We start from the raw sequence: 19035 nt of genomic DNA on the forward strand, positions 1-19035 counted from the left end.
TTTAGCTAGTTTGCAGAAAAACTTTCGCCTTTACAATTAGATGCATTTATTGTATGATTACACAATAGGAACATTTGTTCGATACTAAGGGTTTAGAGATGAATAAAGGAACACCAGAACAAACTAAGACAGTTAAACACAAAATTTTCTCGCACGGAGCAAAAACATTTGAGCCAACTCTTATTCTTTATCGAAATACCTTGGCGTTTATTGTAAACGTAATAACAATCGGAGGTTTCAAATCATGAATGATAAAAAAGCAGCACTAGATATGGCTCTAAAACAAATTGAAAAACAATTCGGTACAGGATCAATTATTAAAATGGGAGAAGGCACACATACAAAAGTTGAGGCATCTAGCTCAGGCTCATTAGCTTTAGATATAGCTCTTGGAATTAATGGTTATCCCAAAGGAAGAATTATGGAAGTTTACGGGCCGGAAAGTTCAGGTAAAACAACCGTTTCCTTACACGCAATTGCAGAAGTACAAAAAAATGGAGGCCGAGCTGCCTTTATTGATGCTGAACACGCACTGGATCCAGTTTATGCAAGAAAACTAGGTGTAGATATTGATGAGTTACTGTTATCTCAACCAGATACTGGTGAACAGGCACTTGAAATTGCTGAAGCATTAGTTAGAAGTGGCGCTGTAGATATTATTGTTGTTGACTCAGTAGCTGCATTAGTTCCCCAAAAAGAAATTGAAGGAGAAATGGGAGATTCTCACGTAGGTCTACAAGCTCGTTTGATGTCTCAAGCTCTTCGTAAACTATCTGGAGCAATCAATAAGTCCAAAACCATTGCCATCTTCATCAACCAAATCAGGGAGAAAGTAGGCGTTATGTTTGGAAATCCGGAAACAACGCCAGGTGGAAGAGCACTAAAATTCTATTCTTCCGTTCGTCTTGAGGTTCGCCGTGCTGAACAACTTAAACTAGGAAATGACATAGTTGGTAACAAAACAAGAATTAAAGTAGTCAAAAATAAAATGGCGCCTCCTTTCCGCATTGCTGAAGTAGATATTATGTATGGAGAAGGTATATCAAGAGAAGGAGAAATCTTGGATATCGGTTCTGAAGTAGATATTGTTCAAAAGTCTGGATCTTGGTTTTCATATAATGAGGAGCGTTTAGGACAGGGACGAGAAAACGCTAAGATTTTCTTAAAAGAAAACCCTGAAATTAGAGAAGAAATCAGAAAAAGAATTATTGATTTCAAATATGGTGATAATATTAATAACGATAATGTTATAGATAACGATAGCGAAAACGAAAACGAAAATCAATAAAGGCATAAAACACCTTTCCCACGGCTTGAACTGCACCCCATTATTAGATAAAAAAACTCTAATGATGGGGGTGTTTTTATGTCAAGGCTATTGATTTGCACCTAAATAAACACTACTCATATAGAGAACCAGCATGAATCTTCTTGCAATCCATTTGTATATTTACAATGAACGCACCTTTCTCTTTGTTTCAATGAAATAAAAAGTATAACCAGCAGATAGTGAAGTGAATAATTTTTCGGCCTTAAATAGAATCCCAGCGAGCAACTAAATAAAGAATATCTTCCAAAAAGAAATTTTCATTAAAAAAGCCTAGGTGATACGATAGTAGAACTTTCTATTTCTTTCCCCTTCCATATCCATCGATTCGCTTTATCTCTACTTTTATTTAGGTACACATTATGATTAAGTTGATTATATTTATTTGAGTAATGAAGATTGGCCAGAAGCAAATTAGATTTTACTGAAACCATAACATTATTGTTAATAGCGTTATGAGTTGCATGATATTGCATCAGTAATTGGCCACCACCCATGTTCATCGTATCATTTCCATATAAAATATTATGTTCAATAAGAGTATTTATCGTCCCTCCACGTTTTTTATCATAGCCTCCAATTGAAATTCCTGTAAAACGATTCTTATAAATCATATTCCGTATAACTTGAACATTGCTAGTTTGTTTACCATAGTGTTCACTTGCGATTTCTATTCCTAGATCGTTATGACTTGAAACGTTATGCTCAATAATAACATCTTTTCCTCCGTCTACGTAGATTCCCCCAGCGGAGTATTCATGTTTGTAAGCAGGATTTGAATAACTGCTGACGTTGTAAATATGGTTTTCACTAATGAGTCCTTCACGAGCTCGGTCATATTTCTCAATAGGAGCTACTTTTTCAAAGCCAATTACGTCAATCCCAATATTATCAACGTTTCGAATTGTATTGGCATTGACGATAAAATCTTTAACATTTCCATTTAGAGTTAGTGCTTCACTAAAACCTAAGGTCAGGTTTTCAAGTAGGTTTCGCGATATTTCAATGTTTTCTAACGAACGCGGCGCTTTGGATCCATAAAAAGCTATTCCATGAGCGTTTCCATTTTTATGTGCAGTCTTAATATCGAAAATATGATTATTAATAATTCGAAGGTTCTTTCCACTTCCTTCTACTAAAATACCACATGGTGTATTTTGTTCCTTAGAAGTAGACGAATGACCTATATTCAAACCTTGAATTGTTATGTAGCTCTTATTTTTTATGCTAACTAGCCCCCCATCTGTAGAACGACTTTTTATTTTTTCTCCACTAATAAGAGGCTTTTCACTTTTATAGTTCCTGAAGATAATAGGCTTTTGTCTAGTACCTGAACGGCTAATAATTAATTGTTCATAGTAGATACCGCCTCTGATGTAAACGGTAGTTCCGGGCTGAGCTACTTCACTTGCCTTTCTTAATGTTCTAAAAGGTTTGCTTTTAGTACCCAGGTTTTTGTCATCCCCTGTAGGAGAAACATAAATTTCATGATGTATTATAGGAGCTGCTGAAGGTTGATTAGCTGCCTCAACCCTTTGGTTTATACAGCATAGTAAAATAAGAAGAATACCAACTGCTTTTTTCATAAGATCCTCCTTAAAGTTAATGAATTTCACTTGCGAGATTTTTAAATTATACTATGGTTCTTTTCATAAGGATGTAAATAATCGCACTATATCTTATTATTTTTTAAAACTACAGCAATTTTTACATTTAAAACGGAAAGTGCTAAAGTAATGCTAGAATGTGGAGGTTTGAGAAATGAATAAGGAACTTAAGTTACGTCCTTTGGAAAGAGAAGATTTAAAATTTGTCCATGAACTCAATAATGATGCAAACATTATGTCTTATTGGTTTGAAGAGCCTTATGAAGCTTTTGTAGAGCTACAGGACTTATATGATAAACATATTCACGATCAAGGTGAGCGTCGTTTCATCCTTGAAAAGGAGGGGGATATGCTTGGGTTAGTGGAATTAGTCGAAATTGATTATATTCATCGTAGAGCAGAGTTTCAAATTATCATCGACCCTGCGTATCAAGGTCATGGCTACGCCATGGTTGCCACAAACCTAGCAATGAATTATGCCTTTTCGGTATTGAATATGCATAAACTTTACTTAATTGTAGACAAGGAAAATGAAAAAGCAATTCATATCTATAAGAAGGTTGGTTTCTCTATTGAAGGTGAGTTAAAAGATGAATTTTTTGTTGATGGAAGCTATCATAATGCTATAAGAATGTGTATGTTTCAAAAAGAATATTTACAAACAAAAAATAAAAAGTAATAAGTAACAAGAAGCACCTGCCATCAAAATAGTGGGTGCTTTTTAATAGTAGATAAGACATACAATCTTAGTTATCATAATTAGAGCTGTCGGCAGCCTTAAAAAATAAGGACTTTGAATTATAATTTAAAGCCCCTATTTTTAACTAATAAGAAGATACATAAAATACCTGTTTTTATGCGCTTTTTTATTTGTTTAAAGTCCCCGTTAAAATCGCTTTTTGAAGGCTTATTATCGTTTAGGTTATATACAAATCCCGAAAAGTTGTCTAGCATCCCACGATATGTAAAGAAAAGAATTAATTTAGCCTTTCCTTTTGTTTCGACTGCGATGTCGCCTCCCGCCTTTAAACACTTGAGTATACTCTTTAGGTAATTGAATAAGTGATGGACTATCAGATATATTAGGTTTAATAACACCATTTTCTATTTTAGTTGCAACCTCTTCCCTCTTATCTTGATGGATTCTAAAGTTGAGATCTAAGTTGACTTGATTGAAATGTATTTTCTAATTTAGTCGATTGAAAAAGTTGAGATAGCTCATTCAACATGATAACGAACTATTATTTAATGGATTTAGTTGCAATATAACAAGGCATATATTTGGTGATTTCCCCCTTATGGTGATGATCTTCATAAAGAGCTTGTAGAGTGAATCCAGCTTTTAGCTGTCCTCCAATTTGAGTTTCTAAAGAATGACTAAACTGTACACCGCCGTTCTTTATAAGTTCTTCATCATTTTCTATCGTACTTTTAGTTCCGTCATAAGGTAATTTATGAACCACTTGTAATTCTTTCTCATCTTCGCCAAATAAATAGAGAGTAGGGTTTGCAAAGCCAGATAGCAGAACGCCACCTTTTTTAAGAACTCTAAAACATTCTTGCCAAACGTGTTCAACATCTTGAATATAGCAGTTTGATACCGGATTAAAAATCATATCGAACGTCTCATCTTCAAAGGGAAATGTCTTACTCATATCGCCTTTAATTAAATCAATAGAATAACCTTCTCTAGCGGACACCATTTTTTCTAATTCTAATTGTTTATCAGAGTAGTCAAACACTGTAACTTCTGCATGCTGCGCTGCAAAGACCGGGCACTGCTGTCCTCCTCCGCTAGCAAGTCCCAATATTTTTGCTTTTTCAAATGGAATAAACCAGTGATGTGGAACAGGCTTACAAGGTGTTAAGTAAATATCAAAATTACCTTGAGTTGCATCTACAAAATCTTGATGGTTAATAGCTAATGACCATTCTCCTCCAGATGAAGCCCATTCATCCCACATTTTTGAGTTGATTTTTGTATAATTAGATTTTTGCGACATAGTTAATCCCCCTTTACCTTTTGAGTGTTTTGTTTAATTTTACCATGTTGTTAGAAGAATAATTTAGATGTACTAAATAATTTTTTCGGTTTCGGATAATTAATCTGTATTGGAGAAGTACTTAATAGATATTTTTTAAAATAAAAAACACCCTTTTAAAAAATTAAAAGGGTGTTTTTTTCTTAAATATAAAATCTTGTATATAAATAGGGGACGAGTTTTATTTTTAATGGCTTGTCTCGAAGCTTTCAGCCATCATAAGGTCATTTTTGTAGGCAGCCATTGCGAGTTCATATCTCACCTTTTGGCCCGCTTCTACAAAATCAGCTTCTTTTACAAGGCCTGATAATGAATATTGGTGACCTTTAAAATCTACGTTCAGTTCAGTAATTTGATTGAATTGAAAGCTCTCTATAGGAATTCCATTCACATCTTTCAACAAATATTGACCATATTTCTCGTTACATGTTTGTGCTACTTGCTCCATTACTTTGAAGGCATCGTCAGGGTTTTGTCTATAGTTGAGAATAAGACTTTCATTTACCCGGCGCCTTCCTCGGGTTCCGTTCTGAAGTTCCGTAATGTTGCTATATGAGACGGTATAGAGGTAGCCGTCATACTGACGAATCTTTAAGTAGCGCATCGTAATTTCCTCTATTTTCCCTTGGCGGCTTCCGTTTAGAATAACATAATCTCCGTGATGGATCTGACGTTCAAATAAGTAAGTCAGTCCCATTATATAATCACGAATGATATGCTGGAGAATTATTGCCAGGGCACTGGCCAACACTACTGAACTAGTGAGAATCTTTCCGAAGTCAAAGAAATGGCTAAGCACATAAATAAAGAAAAAAGCCAGGCCTACTACTCTTGTCACCTGATTAGAAAAATGCATCAAGGTCTCTTCTCGTTTTTCATCTAAAAAGCTCGTTTTGTCAAAGAAAAGCTTAATAAATTTACGAATAAAATAAACGATAAGTATAATCAGCAGTGCTACCGTTAAAACCTTTACGGGAAACTGCTGGAAAAATTCAGTAAAAACCAACTTACCCACTCCTTATTTCTAACACTATACCAAAAGAATGTATGCAAAGACAAAAATCTTCTGTTCTTCACAAACCTTAATGATAATAGCACGGTTTTATCAAAAAAAGAAGCGGTATCTACGCTTCTTGAGGGTCGGTATATGGATGATAATCTCTCAATTAATTGAAATTAAAGGGGTAAGGTGAACTGTAATAGACTAATTTTCTTCGTTTTTTTGCAGACTATTCTTATATATCTTTTGACTTCCGTAGACTTTCCAATAAAGCTATTCCTATATTCTCGTCATCATTTCTGCCTAGTCTATAATTAGCTAAAACGACGGACGCAACTTTCTTTTCTTTATCAATCCCTAAAAAGGAGCTGAAGCATCCTGTTCCACCGCCGTGCAACACTACATTATTGTTTTTCTTTAAAAGCAGCCATCCAAGACCCATATCAAACTTCTTTGTTCCATTGCCGTGTTTTTTATGACATAAAGACAGATATGGTTTATCTTCGTACATATTTATTTTTGCGTATTTAAGTAAATCGTCAGCGGTTGAGGATACCGCCCCTGAAGGTGATATAAAATTTCCCTTGTCCCAATGCCAGTTACCGCAATCATTATTTTTGCGGTCATAACCCTGTAAATTATTATTTGAGCTTCCTAAACAAGTATCCTTTAGTCCAAGCTCATCATGGAGAAAGTCATTCATAGTGTCCCAATATCCCTTTCCCGATACCATTCCCAACGCATACCCAATAAGTGAGATGCCGAAATTGGAATATTTCCATGAATAATCTACTTCTTTCAATTTAGTTCTTTCGATTAGCATCTTCATTTTGTTAAAATCCATATGCAACGGATTATTTTTGTTCAAATCACTTCCGCCAAAAATCAAACCTAAAATTATTTTAAAATATTCCCTTTTATTTAAAGGTAAGCTTCCTGAATATCCAGAAGAGTGAGTAGCGAGGCGGAGCAATGTAGGATAATACATGTCTTCTTTAAGTTCTTTTATGTATTTTTGTATAGAGTCGTTTAACGACACCTTGTTTTCAAATATGTATTTTGATAACAGCGATACAGTAAAAGTTTTCGTAATAGAACCAATTTCATAATGATATTTTTTTGACGAGTCAATTTCACCGCTTTCATTATAGACTTTTATAATAGACTGATTGTCCGTTAAGTAGCCAACGGTTAGTTTCAAGTGCTTTTTTTCTTTACAGGTTTTATTAATTAATCGTAATGTTTCATCGCTGATTTCAAACATAATGATTGCTCTCCCTTATCCTTTATTTTTAAAATTTTAAAAGGATTAATCGATATGCTTTAAATTAGATTAGCCTCTCGAGTTTTTTTATATATTCTTTCTCATATTATCAATTGCTTGAACTCTTCGACTTTCAAACTCTCTTATTACTCTCAACTGTAATTCAGTGTGATCTTCATCCATTTTGATGTTGCCTTCTTCTTCAAATCCATCGTGTTCTTCACCATCAAAGCTATAAAGTTTCTTTAAAAGTTTCCACATTATTTCTAACTCTTCAGTTGAGAACTTGTTAAAAAGTTCTTCTAAAAAGAAGATTCCTTTTTCAGAAACAACAAGCAGTGCCTCTTTTCCCGCTTTTGTAATTTTTACGTTAACTGCACGCTTGTCTTTACTGCTAGGAATTACGTCCACATAACCTTTCTTTTCCATAATGGTAATTAACTGTTTGACGCTTTGTTTTGTAGTTCCTAATTTTCTAGCAATATTATTCAATGTTGTTTCATCTTTAGGTAAATGAGCAATTGCCACCATCGCCATATGCTGTCTTGATGTTAAAAGTTCAAGAGATTTATCACCCTTTACTTGGATTTTATTTGCCAGAGAAAATAAAGTAGCGTAAGTTTGCTGCATTAGAAAAAGCTCTTTATAAATATCCATATTCACCCTCCATTTTAGACAGTATATTGTCTAAAATAAGAATAGTATATTTTGGTAATTAAGTCAATGTACTGTCTATTTTAATTTTGACTATTCTAAGGAGACTATTCTGTTACACTAAAGTAGACAAAGAAATATTGATCGTTCGTAAGCAAAAATTGTCCTTTTTTTATCTAATTAGATATACTAAAAAGGCACTCTAATTTAATACTACTCTTAAAAAATGCAAGACAACCGATATGAAGTAAAGGAGAAAAATCATGAACCAGCACACACAACCTTTAAACCCTATCGCTTTCCACCTTGGTCCACTTGAAGTCCATTGGTATGGAATCATTATAGGGATAGGAGCTTTCTTAGGCTTCTTGTTAGCCTCGAAAGAAGGAAAGAAACGAGGGATCTCTTCAGAAACCATCTCTGATTTACTTCTGCTAGCACTACCGATTGCTATCATTACAGCTCGAATTTATTACGTGCTTTTTGAATGGAGTTATTATAAAGAACATCCGAGTGAAATTATCGCAATTTGGCATGGAGGCATAGCCATTCACGGTGGAATTATTGGATCTGTATTAACAGCTATATGGTTTTGCAGAAAAAAGAATCTTTCTTTTTGGAAAATGGCTGATGTTTTAGCTCCTAGCTTATTATTAGGACAAGCTATTGGCCGGTGGGGAAACTTTATGAATCAAGAAGCACATGGCGGACCTGTTACACGTCAGTTTTTAGAAACTTTACATTTACCTGATTTTATTATTAACCAAATGTATATCGATGGAACCTACTATCATCCTACGTTTCTCTATGAATCACTTTGGAACATAATAGGTGTTCTTGTCCTAATCGTACTAAGAAAATCCTTGTTAAAAAGAGGCGAAGTCTTTCTTACTTACCTGCTATGGTATTCGATAGGAAGATTTTTTATAGAGGGATTGCGTACAGATAGCTTAATGCTAACTTCTCATATCAGAATAGCTCAATTAGTGTCTTTCCTTTGCGTATTAGGCAGTTTGATATTGCTATGGTATAGACGCAAAAAAGGTTTAGCAGCTAGCAAGGCTGCCTCTCTCTCATAAGAATATATATTTTCATTTTGGCTGTGAAATTAGTAGTCTATGGACGATGCTTTAAATATAAAAGCGGGTATTAAAGAATAACAACCAATAAAAGCAGCAGCTTGATCTTCAGAGTCATTGAAAATCAAGTTGCTGCTTTGTTGTGTCTATTATTAATATTTTTAATTATAGTTATGATTTATCTATATTTTACTAATAATAAACTGTCTTTTATAGTTAAAGTACATATTTCTTGTGTGAAACTTTGCTTGATAAAAATCTATATTGGAGATGAAATGCATGATAAATATAAATAAAGCTCAAAAGCAAAATCTATTCTCACGAATAAATATCCGGACGTCACCTACTGTTTCTGTATCGGCTGGAGGAGTCGCTTTTACTTTTCTTTTTGCTTTACTTGCTTATGGCTTAGCGAAAGTCCCGGGGTTTAATCATATTGGTCCACTAGCCTGTTCAATTATAATAGCAGTCACGTATCGTCAAATTTGGGGGTACCCTGAAAAAATAAGATCTGGAATTGAATTTTCTTCTAAAAAGCTGTTACGATATGCCATCATTTTATATGGCCTAAAGCTTAATATTGATGTTGTTATTCATCAAGGGTTAGGATTGTTGCTTCGGGATGTGGGAACGGCTGTATTTGCGATTGTTTTAACGGTTTTTCTAGCCAAATGGATGAAGGCTGATAGCGGTTTATCCCTTCTTTTAGGGATAGGAACAGGAATATGCGGTGCTGCAGCTATTGCAGCTGTTTCTCCGATTGTAAAAGCAAAAGAAGAAGACACAGCTATCGGAGCTGGTGTTATTGCTTTAGTGGGAACCCTATTTGCAATTGGGTATACCATTTTAAGACCTTATATACATTTAACGAATATTCAATATGGAATTTGGTCAGGCGTGGGCCTCCATGAAATTGCGCATGTAGCTCTAGCTGCAGCACCGGCTGGACGCGATGCCCTGGCTATTGGCCTGTTGGCTAAGTTAGGCAGAGTGCTCTTACTTGTACCATTAAGCTTTATCTTAATGTACTGGATGAAGCGAACAGGAAAAATTGAAAAGGATACGAAGATTGAATTCCCTTGGTTTTTAATAGGTTTTATAATCATGAGTATTTTTGGGAGCTATGTCGTTGGTAAGCACCTTATAATACCTAAAACGATCATGAATAATATTTCAACCCTAACTACCTTTCTTTTAACAATGGCTATGGTCGGATTAGGGTTAAATGTGAGCATGAAGGCTCTTCGAACAAAAGCATTAAAGCCGTTGATTGCGATGTTTATTACCTCTATACTCTTATCAATCCTTACATTTTGGATGATGTAAAGACAAGTAAATTAGAATGATTAAGCCACAGCTAATACTCCCTATACAACTGTTAATGCGGAAAAAGTCTCTTATTTCTCATGTTTTAAATCTCTTCCTAAATTTATGGATTAATTATAGAGCACTCTAAACCTATAACTTAGATACTAATGGCAGTTCCCTCCTTAATAAACAGTTTCACTTAAAAAACAACCTTTTTTGCAGTAGATAGTGATGTAATAAAGGTTGTATTTGTATATACTAGGGGTTGTACTGCTGAACTTGGTGTTGTTTTAAGAGCAGCAAGCGGATAAAAAGCTGAATCATCTCCTACCCATAAAATACAGTAAAGCAGAGACACATGTAGAAAATACATTGACGCCTTTGAATCAGTCATGGTATAAACACAGTAGGAGAGTTTAGTGCTTAAAAGCATAAAAGCGATAAAGTTAATACATAAATAGACTACATAGGAGGAAATCACTATCATGGAACATAATAGCAAAATTATAGACTGTACCATTCGCGACGGAGGTTTAATTAATAATTGGGATTTTAGCGTTGAATTTGTGCAAGACTTATATAACGGCCTAAGCGCAGCCGGCGTTGAATATATGGAGATTGGTTATAAAAATTCTCCTAAGCTTCTTCAAGCAACTGAGCCCAATCCATGGAGATTTCTTGACGATAACTTTCTCAAAGAAATTATCCCTGAGAAAAAGTTCACGAAGCTATCTGCCTTAGTAGATATTGGGCGTGTAGATCCAAATGACATCCTGCCGCGTGAACAAAGTATGTTAGATATGATTCGAGTGGCATGCTATATTCGCGAAGTAGATAAAGGCTTAGAGCTTATAAAAATGTTTCACGATTTAGGCTATGAGACTTCACTTAACATTATGGCACTATCTAGCGTACCGGAAAATCAGCTTATTGAAGCATTTGAAATGGTAAAGAAAAGCCCCGTAGATGTTGTATATATTGTTGACTCCTTTGGAAGCCTAGACCCTGCGGATATTGAGCATCAAGTGAAAAAGTTCCAAGCTATGATTCCTAGCAAACAGCTTGGGATCCATACGCATAACAACATGCAGCTAGCTTTTGCTAATACATTAACTGCGATGCGTAATGGAGTTACATTCCTTGATTCATCTGTTTATGGTATGGGCCGTGCAGCTGGTAACTGTAACACAGAGCTGCTTGTTAGCTACATACCAAAACCAAGCTATGAAATGAAGCCGATTCTTGGAGTAATTGAAAAGCATATGCTTGAAATGCGTCAAAAGTGGGAATGGGGCTATATCATTCCTTACATGATTTCTGGTGTGCTGAATGAACATCCACGTGTTGCTATGGCTTACCGTGATAGCGAGGATCGTGACAAATTCGTAGATTTTTATGACAAAGTAACGTCTCCAGAAGTTACTACGTCTTCAGCATCAAAATAAGTTAAAATGCTAAAAGTACCTCTGTTAACGGGGGTACTTTTTTATTATTATACAAAAACCCCATGATTGGATCGTATATCCATAAACTTTGATACCCTCGACCTCGACAGTTAGCTAAATATAAACAGTCGTACTTTTCTTAAACTATTATTTATGTATATACACCGGTGTTCCAATAGGAACTGCAGAGGAAAGTTCTAGAATATCTTCATTGTCCATTCTTACACATCCATGTGACATATCTCTGCCAATAGAAGCTGGATCATTAGTTCCGTGTATTCCATATGTAGGTTTTGACAGTCCCATCCATAAGGGGCCAAATACAGCTGGAGGGGTCGTATCTTTATTAATGATTTTAAATTTTCCAGTTGGAGTTGGAGTGATCATTTTCCCTACAGCAATAGGATATGTCTTTACTAATTTAGCTCCATCATATAGTTTTAATTGATGCTGCTTTATTGAGACATCTATCCTTTTTGCCATAGCAGTCCCTCCAATCTCTTATAAGTTACTATAAATAAAATTTTTATATTGTTAACCACGTATATCGAATAACTGTTAACTGAAAAATATCGAAATTGATCGATAAAAACTAATGCTATTTATACCGTTCTAATAGTGAAAAATTTCTTTAAAAGCCAAGGCCCTGGCGTAAATCCAAGTGTTAATTGCCAAGCTCCTATTGCTTGCAAACCAAATTTACGAACTAACACCATTTTTTCACTCATGCTTCTTACATCTTCAAACCATACTTCATGCATTTGCCCCGCTTGATCTCTATACTGAAAAAATGGGGATTTATACTCGTTAGAATATTGGATGGGCGACTGATATCTCATCGCTGTTTTAATCGCATTTTGATTGGATATAGCAGATGCTACTGTGTCAGGCTTGTAAGGAATTGACCAGTTATATCCATACAAAGGGACTCCAATGATAAGTTTTCTTCGAGGAACACTTTTTATCGCAAATTCTATTGTTCTTTTTACTTCAGTAATAGGTGCAACAGGCCCTGGTTCGCTGCCTGCATGATGCCAATCATATGCCATAATGAACATATAGTTAACAACGGCACCTATTCCCCCGTAATCATACCCTTTTAACCAAGGAATATCTTCGCTTGTCTTCGCTGGAACCGCTATGGTCAACACGTACCCTGCAGGTTTTAAACGTTCACCAAGCTGACGTAAAAATCCTGTAAAAAGATCTCTATCCTCGGCCTTTACACGTTCAAAATCAATATTCACCCCCCCGTAGCCTTTTCTAGATACTAAATAAAAAATATTATTAACAAGATTGTTTCTTGCCTGAGGATTATTTAAAACTTGATGGGCAAGATCAGAACTAAATCCTTCAGAAGTTAAATTAGTAATCGTAACTAACGGTGTAACTCGGTTTTTCCAAGTCGTTTCAATCGCTACTAAATCGTTTAAATCATTCATAATATCTCCATTGCTGCCAAAATGATATTCAAAGATAGAAATGGACGAGGAATAAGTTGCAAAATCAGTAATTAAATCGCGATCTAATTCTGGATTTCGAACGGCATAATACTCCAGTGTACCTGCAATATAGTCGGATATATTAGGAATTTTCATTTTCATTCCCACCTGCAAATAATCATAATGGACTGAAGGATTGGCCCTTTTTAATTGTTCTAAAGACACATAAGCCTTCTTAGCAATTCTCCTCATCGTATCACCAGGTTGAACTGTGTATACATAAGAAGCTATAAGTAAGGCTTGACCTGGAACAATAGTTGTTTCTTCTAACCCATTTACCTTCCTAAGCTGCGCAATGGGATAATCATATCTACTGCTTATTGAAGACAGGGTATCACCAGGTTGAACTATATGAACAAACATGTTTTCTCCTCCTATGTACTCTTTATCGAATTATGTTTTATTTCGTGACAAGTTTAAAAAAGCCATTCAATAAATGTATATGAGTATTGTTTGTTTATATAACTGAGTTAAGTGATGGTAAGTATCAGTACATACTCCATCTCCTCTATTGCTCTCCTAAAGCTTTTGATGAACTACGAATAGAGAACTGTTTCAGAAATTATGGTGATGAGAATGCCTATAAATAATTAGTTTTTTACTGAATTATTACATTCAACTGTCTGTAATCAGCGACTGTAATACATACCTTATATAAAAACCAAGGGAGTTTGTAGGATAAAGCGTAAAACTGAGAATAAAGTTACTAGTTTAATCTCAGTTTTTTAGACCATAGGCCAAAGTAAACCAAGGGGATTATATTCTTCAGGAGATACCTGTTATTTAGTGGAGGGTTCTTTCGTGAAGAGGGAATGCAGTCTTCCTTCGGCTTCTTTATCTAGATATTTCTTCTTTTAGCTGCTAATAAGTCCATACATCTTCCTACATAATCTAGATAAACGTGTGTTTTATTTATTTCTTTTTTTTCCATTTTATAACCTGGATGTTAACGCCATGGTCTTCTTGAGATGATATGGTGAATTCGTCCATTAATTTTTTCACCCCTGATAAACCAACGCCTAATCCTCCTGACGTTGTATAGCCACTTTCCAGCGCTTTTTGAATATTTTTAATGCCTGGCCCTTTATCTATAGCTATTATTTTGAGTCCTATTTCAGGTTGTTTCTCTATTATTTCCATTGTAATTTTTCCAGTAGTGGCATATTTATATATATTTCTGGATAATTCTGAAATAGTCGTAATAATTCGGGCTTGATCAAGTGTGCTGAAGCCTAAGCAGTTAGAAAACATTCGCCCTTTCTGACGTGCTTCTACTATATCCACTTCAGTGTGTATCTCAACAGTTAAAGGTTCCTTTCCTTCATCCGATTGAAATAACATAAGTATCACCACTTTCTTTATTTTAATAGTAGTAAAATAACAATAGGCCAAAAAGAAAGGTTAGATAACCTTTCTTTTTGGCCTACATCTAGTTCAGTGCCTAGCTTATCAGTGCCGTTATGAAGTTGGGTTTAAGATCAGAAGAATTGTACTTTTATCTTTATGAAAGTCCCATGCGACTAGTATATCTGTTACCTTTGAATCTAAAATTACTTCTAATGATTGACTATGTTCATGAAGTAGTCTTTTTTCGAGATTTCTTTTAGCCAATGTAAGGTTTTCTTCAAATCCTAATTGAACTAATTCTTTCTCTATACTTACCATAATACCTTCCCTGATTATAAGAAGTGTTCGCTGATCTAATAAATAAGAAGAAACATCGTGAGGGAATTTTTCTGCTTTTTGAGTTACTTCCTCAACTTCTTTATGCAGCAATTTCTGATTTTTATAGGAATGATTAGCTATGTTTTCTTTATCAGAATGGATCATAATAAACGTACCAGACTGCAGCTCTAAATTCCAATCATAATAAAACTCTTCAATATCTAAATGTATATTTAATTGTATATATCCTTTTATCTCTTCAATTAAAGTCTCCATTAACAAATCACGTGTTTTTTGAACATAAATAACTTGTCCCTTGTCTAACAAAGCCTTTTCTAAAGGTAATAAAAAGGCTTTAAAATAAACGGTTATAAAAGGAGGAGAAATGACGGTGAATACACCTCCAGGACCTCTTCCAAAGTTTTCACGAAGTAACCTTCCCATATAGCTACTTAATTCTTTTTCCAGTTTCGTTTTATCCATAGATGGTGCACCTAGTTTCTAGTTTCATAAGGTATACTATTCGTGATGTTTTATGAAAAATCCTTCTTCATCATAAGATCATTTTTGGTAATAAGAATTAACTTTTCACAAAGTGTAAACGAGGCATACTAGTATATCTTTAATAGATTGGTTTCTGTTTACCTTTGTATTTTCTGTGTTTCAAGATTCTTCTTTTATTTGAAATTCCAATTTTACTTCCATAGATAATGGTACTTAAAAGGATTATATCCTTGCTAATTTCTTCTTTGTATAATTCATTGTCATACTTTTGATAATCCTGCAACAATCGACGAAGCTCTTTTATAAACAATACAATCTCATGATTATCAGCCATCCCGACCAAATCCTTTCTGTTGGCACATCCTATTTTTAGGTGCTGTTTTAGGGAATTATTCCGTTACAAAAGGACTTACTCTTTTTAGACAACAAAAATAAGCCGAAAAAGAAAAGGTATGTCCTTTGCTTCCTCGGCTTATGTTTGGCACAGTGTGTCCAATTCATTACTGCCTCATTAATTTTTTGGTTTTAGGATAAGCGTAATAATACTATTATCCTTTTCAAAATCCCAATCTACAAAAATATCAAGAATGTCTGCATTTAATATCTCATCATAGTCATCGTTTTGCCGTAAGATTCCTTTTTCCAAAGGACGTTTAGAGATGCGTAAGGTGTCATCAAAACCCAACGAAATTAGCTGCTTTTCAATAGCCACCAGTATTCCCTCCCGTACGATGACCAATGTACGATCGCTTAATTTATATGAAGAAATTTTTTCAGGTCCTTTTTGTGCAATCTCACTCATCTTTATAATTCGATCATGAATTGCTTGTTTTCCTGGGTAAGGGTCGCCCTCAGTCAAATCGGCTTTCAAATCGTCCAGACACACTCCCACAAAAATTCCGGAGTGATGATCTAAATTCCAATCATAATATAAGTGCTGAATGTCAAGGTCTGTAATCCCTTTAATTTGCCCAGTGATTTGAGGTTCAAGAGTCTTTACCAAAAGCTCTCTTGTAGTCATCACTTGAAGTTCTTCATTTTGGTTTAACAGTACTTGTTCCATAGGTGATACGAAGCCACTGACATAAATAACAACATAAGGTTCATATATCGTAACATGAACAGCCTCGGGACCTTTTCCAAAGTTATCTCGTAACAATTTGCCCAAATTATTCGCCAGCTTTGTTTGCTGAGCCTTAATATCCATATTTCTTCATCCTTTATTAAGAAAGAAGCATCATATCCTCTTTCCATCATTTTATTGTACCATTACGAACGAATAATTTAAATATGCAGAATAAATAAAAAATAATTGTTACAATATGTTTAACCTAATTATAAACGTTCAAAACCTCTTCCTTGTGAAAAAGACACTCACGTATTTGGCTGCTTTTTTTATTTATCATAGTAATACCTATTGAGTTCATTACAAACGCTCCAATAATAAAAGCTAGGAGAATTCTTTACCTTATATAAAATTTAAAGGAGGGGATTTTATCCAGGGTTCCACAGAATAATTGAATATATATAAATAGAACCAATTTATTAACAATTAAAATGTAAGTAGGTGTTTAACATGACAAGGTATACGAATGATTTAATTCAAAGTTATATTGACTCTCCTGAAAAGAAGAACAGGTTATACAAACGTACATTATTTATCGTTGGCCTTTCACAAATCTTTGGAGGGGCCGGTCTTGCTGCTGGAATAACTGTAGGAGCAATCCTTGCTCAGCAAATGCTTGGTACAGATGCAGTTTCAGGATTACCAACTGCTATGTTTACTTTAGGGTCAGCAGGAGCTGCTTTAGCAGTTGGAAGGCTTTCGCAACGATATGGACGTCGCTTTGGTCTAACAACAGGTTTTATAGTAGGGGGAATTGGCGCAATTGGAGTTATCTTTTCAGCCATTATAAATAGTATTTTTCTCTTATTTGCTTCTCTGCTTATTTATGGAGCAGGAACAGCAACTAATTTGCAAGCTCGTTACGCAGGTACAGACTTAGCAAGTGTAAAACAACGGGCAACTGCAGTTAGCATGGCCATGGTTTTCACCACATTTGGAGCTGTTGCAGGACCAAATTTAGTTAATGTCATGGGACATTTTGCACTTTCAATTGGGGTTCCGGCACTTGCAGGACCTTTCATATTAGCAGCAGCTGCATATATATTAGCTGGTCTTGTCTTTTTTATTATGCTTCGTCCAGATCCATTACTAATAGCAAGAGCAATAGAAATAAATAAACAAGAACGTGACACTCAACAGAGTTTAACAAATGCTGAGCAGTCAACAAACAAAAAAGGAGTGGCTGTTGGTGCAACGGTTATGGTACTTACTCAAATTGTAATGGTTTCTATTATGACTATGACACCTGTACATATGGGCCATCATGGTCATGGTTTACGTGAAGTAGGAATTGTGATTGGTGCTCATATAGGCTCAATGTATCTTCCTTCACTAGTTACGGGAATTTTAATTGATAAAATTGGCCGAACTGCCATGACCATTGCTTCTGGAGTTACCTTACTTTTGGCAGGCCTCGTAGCAGCTATGGCGCCAAGTGATTCAATGGGTTTTCTAGTCCTTGCCCTTTCTTTACTTGGATTGGGATGGAACTTAGGATTAATAAGTGGAACTGCACAAATTGTTGATGCTACAGAACCATCAACACGAGCTAAAACTCAAGGAACTATAGACGTTTTAATTGCATTAGCAGGAGCTTCTGGTGGGGCTTTATCTGGAATGGTCGTCGCTCATTCAAGCTATGCGACCTTATCGTTAAGTGGAGGAATTTTATCTTTAATCTTGATTCCAGTCGTAATATGGGCGCATAAAGGAAAAAAAGAGCGCATGCTTAACATAAATAAAGAATTTTAACTCCAATATAAAATGAATGAATTAGTTTTTTCAATTAAATCAACGAAACATAAAAAGGCCTTTAAATTTAAAGGCCTTTTTTATTTCTATGGAAAAATAATGCTATATTCACTTCAAAAAGCAGAGACCGATTGGCCCTGCTTGTTATTTGACTATCACTTTCCCCACCATTCCACTATTAAAATGATACCTACATATCAGTTCATATGTACCAGGGCTTTGTGGTTTTACAGTAATGGTTTTTTCTTTTCCAGGCTGGACTTCAGCGTCAATTCCGAGCTTTTCTACTGTGAAGGTATGCTCTTTCTGACCTTCATTTTTTAATATCAACGTTGTCGTTTTTCCACTCGGGATAGTGATGGTTTCTGGATTGAAGTAATCATCGTTCAACTGAACCTCCACGGCTTTCTGTCTTACCACGTCAGATTCAGCCAAAACGCTGGGTGAACCTGGAGTTATCACAACCATCATCATCGCAAACAAAACGACGAATCCCGTTAACCAGTTTTTCATAAACATTTGCATTCACTCCTTTCATAAGCCATATTCTTTTCCAATTCATAAAATAATATCACTATTTTTTGTGAATGAAGTATTACTTTTCCTTAATCTCAGTTTCTGAAAAGCGCAAATAGTTATGAACGCTGAGAGAAGCGTGAGGGCTAAAAGAAGAAAATAGCAGGCGTAATCAGGAGTGGATAATTTTTATGAAAAGAGCCTCTCAATTAGGTCTCTTAGTTAAGTTACCTAACTTTATAAA

The 19035-nt window shown here is 35.1% G+C and carries 18 protein-coding genes; 6 read left to right on the top strand and 12 right to left on the bottom strand.

From position 1 onward, the window contains the following. Positions 1 to 244: 244 nt before the first annotated feature. Positions 245 to 1288, top strand: coding sequence for a recombinase RecA (recA, locus tag ACFX40_RS00125; protein ID WP_060745061.1), 1044 nt, complete (start codon positions 245 to 247; stop codon positions 1286 to 1288). A gap of 302 nt (positions 1289 to 1590) precedes the next feature. On the opposite strand, the gene ACFX40_RS00130 is transcribed toward recA, so the two are convergent. Beyond that, on the bottom strand, positions 1591 to 2913 hold the full coding sequence (locus ACFX40_RS00130) for a DUF1565 domain-containing protein (RefSeq protein WP_098525876.1): 1323 nt from the start codon (positions 2911 to 2913) through the stop codon (positions 1591 to 1593). A gap of 175 nt (positions 2914 to 3088) precedes the next feature. Between ACFX40_RS00130 and speG the strand changes: the two genes are divergently transcribed. Next, positions 3089 to 3613: a spermidine N1-acetyltransferase gene (gene speG, locus ACFX40_RS00135; RefSeq protein ID WP_098433995.1), complete on the top strand. Its 525-nt coding sequence runs from the start codon at positions 3089 to 3091 to the stop codon at positions 3611 to 3613. Between the two features lie 562 nt (positions 3614 to 4175). On the opposite strand, the gene ACFX40_RS00140 is transcribed toward speG, so the two are convergent. From ACFX40_RS00140 to ACFX40_RS00155, 4 genes are all read right to left on the bottom strand, one after another. Beyond that, positions 4176 to 4937, bottom strand: coding sequence for a class I SAM-dependent methyltransferase (locus tag ACFX40_RS00140; protein WP_377253804.1), 762 nt, complete (start codon positions 4935 to 4937; stop codon positions 4176 to 4178). A 226-nt stretch (positions 4938 to 5163) separates the two neighbouring features. Then, positions 5164 to 5982: a mechanosensitive ion channel family protein gene (locus ACFX40_RS00145; RefSeq protein ID WP_330533379.1), complete on the bottom strand. Its 819-nt coding sequence runs from the start codon at positions 5980 to 5982 to the stop codon at positions 5164 to 5166. Between the two features lie 229 nt (positions 5983 to 6211). Next, positions 6212 to 7240 (bottom strand): serine hydrolase domain-containing protein, encoded by a 1029-nt coding sequence (locus ACFX40_RS00150; protein WP_377253806.1) that lies wholly within the window; start codon positions 7238 to 7240, stop codon positions 6212 to 6214. Positions 7241 to 7327: 87 nt separating this feature from the next. Further along, complete coding sequence (locus ACFX40_RS00155) at positions 7328 to 7897, bottom strand: MarR family winged helix-turn-helix transcriptional regulator (RefSeq protein ID WP_098333446.1); 570 nt, start codon at positions 7895 to 7897, stop codon at positions 7328 to 7330. 260 nt (positions 7898 to 8157) lie between these two features. Between ACFX40_RS00155 and lgt the strand changes: the two genes are divergently transcribed. The 3 genes from lgt (at position 8158) to ACFX40_RS00170 (ending at position 11726) form a co-directional block, all read left to right on the top strand. After that, positions 8158 to 8973, top strand: coding sequence for a prolipoprotein diacylglyceryl transferase (gene lgt, locus ACFX40_RS00160; protein ID WP_377253808.1), 816 nt, complete (start codon positions 8158 to 8160; stop codon positions 8971 to 8973). Positions 8974 to 9252: 279 nt separating this feature from the next. Beyond that, positions 9253 to 10299, top strand: a complete 1047-nt coding sequence (locus tag ACFX40_RS00165; RefSeq protein ID WP_377253810.1) for a YeiH family protein — start codon at positions 9253 to 9255, stop codon at positions 10297 to 10299. Positions 10300 to 10766: 467 nt separating this feature from the next. Beyond that, a complete protein-coding gene (locus ACFX40_RS00170; protein ID WP_377253812.1) occupies positions 10767 to 11726 on the top strand; it encodes an aldolase catalytic domain-containing protein in 960 nt (319 codons plus the stop codon). A 147-nt stretch (positions 11727 to 11873) separates the two neighbouring features. On the opposite strand, the gene ACFX40_RS00175 is transcribed toward ACFX40_RS00170, so the two are convergent. From ACFX40_RS00175 to ACFX40_RS00200, 6 genes are all read right to left on the bottom strand, one after another. After that, on the bottom strand, positions 11874 to 12209 hold the full coding sequence (locus ACFX40_RS00175; protein WP_013056432.1) for a L,D-transpeptidase: 336 nt from the start codon (positions 12207 to 12209) through the stop codon (positions 11874 to 11876). A gap of 119 nt (positions 12210 to 12328) precedes the next feature. Then, positions 12329 to 13591 carry a glycoside hydrolase family 18 protein gene (locus tag ACFX40_RS00180; protein WP_323600000.1) on the bottom strand — a complete coding sequence of 421 codons (1263 nt, stop codon included), beginning with the start codon at positions 13589 to 13591 and terminating at the stop codon, positions 12329 to 12331. 549 nt (positions 13592 to 14140) lie between these two features. Further along, positions 14141 to 14569 carry an anti-sigma regulatory factor gene (locus ACFX40_RS00185; protein WP_028410056.1) on the bottom strand — a complete coding sequence of 143 codons (429 nt, stop codon included), beginning with the start codon at positions 14567 to 14569 and terminating at the stop codon, positions 14141 to 14143. A gap of 117 nt (positions 14570 to 14686) precedes the next feature. After that, the gene (locus tag ACFX40_RS00190; RefSeq protein WP_028410055.1) at positions 14687 to 15376 is read right to left on the bottom strand and encodes a Na-translocating system protein MpsC family protein; all 690 of its coding nucleotides are present in this window, start codon (positions 15374 to 15376) and stop codon (positions 14687 to 14689) included. Positions 15377 to 15515: 139 nt separating this feature from the next. Continuing rightward, on the bottom strand, positions 15516 to 15731 hold the full coding sequence (locus ACFX40_RS00195; protein WP_060745041.1) for a hypothetical protein: 216 nt from the start codon (positions 15729 to 15731) through the stop codon (positions 15516 to 15518). Positions 15732 to 15908: 177 nt separating this feature from the next. Beyond that, positions 15909 to 16604: a Na-translocating system protein MpsC family protein gene (locus ACFX40_RS00200; RefSeq protein WP_014460656.1), complete on the bottom strand. Its 696-nt coding sequence runs from the start codon at positions 16602 to 16604 to the stop codon at positions 15909 to 15911. A 369-nt stretch (positions 16605 to 16973) separates the two neighbouring features. Between ACFX40_RS00200 and ACFX40_RS00205 the strand changes: the two genes are divergently transcribed. Next, positions 16974 to 18275 carry an MFS transporter gene (locus tag ACFX40_RS00205; protein WP_221840377.1) on the top strand — a complete coding sequence of 434 codons (1302 nt, stop codon included), beginning with the start codon at positions 16974 to 16976 and terminating at the stop codon, positions 18273 to 18275. A 144-nt stretch (positions 18276 to 18419) separates the two neighbouring features. Here the strand turns inward: ACFX40_RS00205 and ACFX40_RS00210 are convergent, their stop codons facing one another. Continuing rightward, positions 18420 to 18794 (bottom strand): cupredoxin domain-containing protein, encoded by a 375-nt coding sequence (locus tag ACFX40_RS00210; RefSeq protein ID WP_098333454.1) that lies wholly within the window; start codon positions 18792 to 18794, stop codon positions 18420 to 18422. Positions 18795 to 19035 lie beyond the last annotated feature (241 nt).

This window comes from Priestia sp. YIM B13552, assembly GCF_042787775.1.
GTDB lineage: Bacteria > Bacillota > Bacilli > Bacillales > Bacillaceae_H > Priestia > Priestia megaterium_E.

Coding starts and splice junctions, on each gene's coding strand:
- recA (WP_060745061.1), top strand. CDS start 245: ATGAATGATAAAAAAGCAGCACTAGATATGGCTCTAAAACAAATTGAA.
- ACFX40_RS00130 (WP_098525876.1), bottom strand. CDS start 2,913: ATGAAAAAAGCAGTTGGTATTCTTCTTATTTTACTATGCTGTATAAAC.
- speG (WP_098433995.1), top strand. CDS start 3,089: ATGAATAAGGAACTTAAGTTACGTCCTTTGGAAAGAGAAGATTTAAAA.
- ACFX40_RS00140 (WP_377253804.1), bottom strand. CDS start 4,937: ATGTCGCAAAAATCTAATTATACAAAAATCAACTCAAAAATGTGGGAT.
- ACFX40_RS00150 (WP_377253806.1), bottom strand. CDS start 7,240: ATGTTTGAAATCAGCGATGAAACATTACGATTAATTAATAAAACCTGT.
- ACFX40_RS00155 (WP_098333446.1), bottom strand. CDS start 7,897: ATGGATATTTATAAAGAGCTTTTTCTAATGCAGCAAACTTACGCTACT.
- lgt (WP_377253808.1), top strand. CDS start 8,158: ATGAACCAGCACACACAACCTTTAAACCCTATCGCTTTCCACCTTGGT.
- ACFX40_RS00165 (WP_377253810.1), top strand. CDS start 9,253: ATGATAAATATAAATAAAGCTCAAAAGCAAAATCTATTCTCACGAATA.
- ACFX40_RS00170 (WP_377253812.1), top strand. CDS start 10,767: ATGGAACATAATAGCAAAATTATAGACTGTACCATTCGCGACGGAGGT.
- ACFX40_RS00175 (WP_013056432.1), bottom strand. CDS start 12,209: ATGGCAAAAAGGATAGATGTCTCAATAAAGCAGCATCAATTAAAACTA.
- ACFX40_RS00180 (WP_323600000.1), bottom strand. CDS start 13,591: ATGTTTGTTCATATAGTTCAACCTGGTGATACCCTGTCTTCAATAAGC.
- ACFX40_RS00185 (WP_028410056.1), bottom strand. CDS start 14,569: ATGTTATTTCAATCGGATGAAGGAAAGGAACCTTTAACTGTTGAGATA.
- ACFX40_RS00190 (WP_028410055.1), bottom strand. CDS start 15,376: ATGGATAAAACGAAACTGGAAAAAGAATTAAGTAGCTATATGGGAAGG.
- ACFX40_RS00195 (WP_060745041.1), bottom strand. CDS start 15,731: ATGGCTGATAATCATGAGATTGTATTGTTTATAAAAGAGCTTCGTCGA.
- ACFX40_RS00200 (WP_014460656.1), bottom strand. CDS start 16,604: ATGGATATTAAGGCTCAGCAAACAAAGCTGGCGAATAATTTGGGCAAA.
- ACFX40_RS00205 (WP_221840377.1), top strand. CDS start 16,974: ATGACAAGGTATACGAATGATTTAATTCAAAGTTATATTGACTCTCCT.
- ACFX40_RS00210 (WP_098333454.1), bottom strand. CDS start 18,794: ATGTTTATGAAAAACTGGTTAACGGGATTCGTCGTTTTGTTTGCGATG.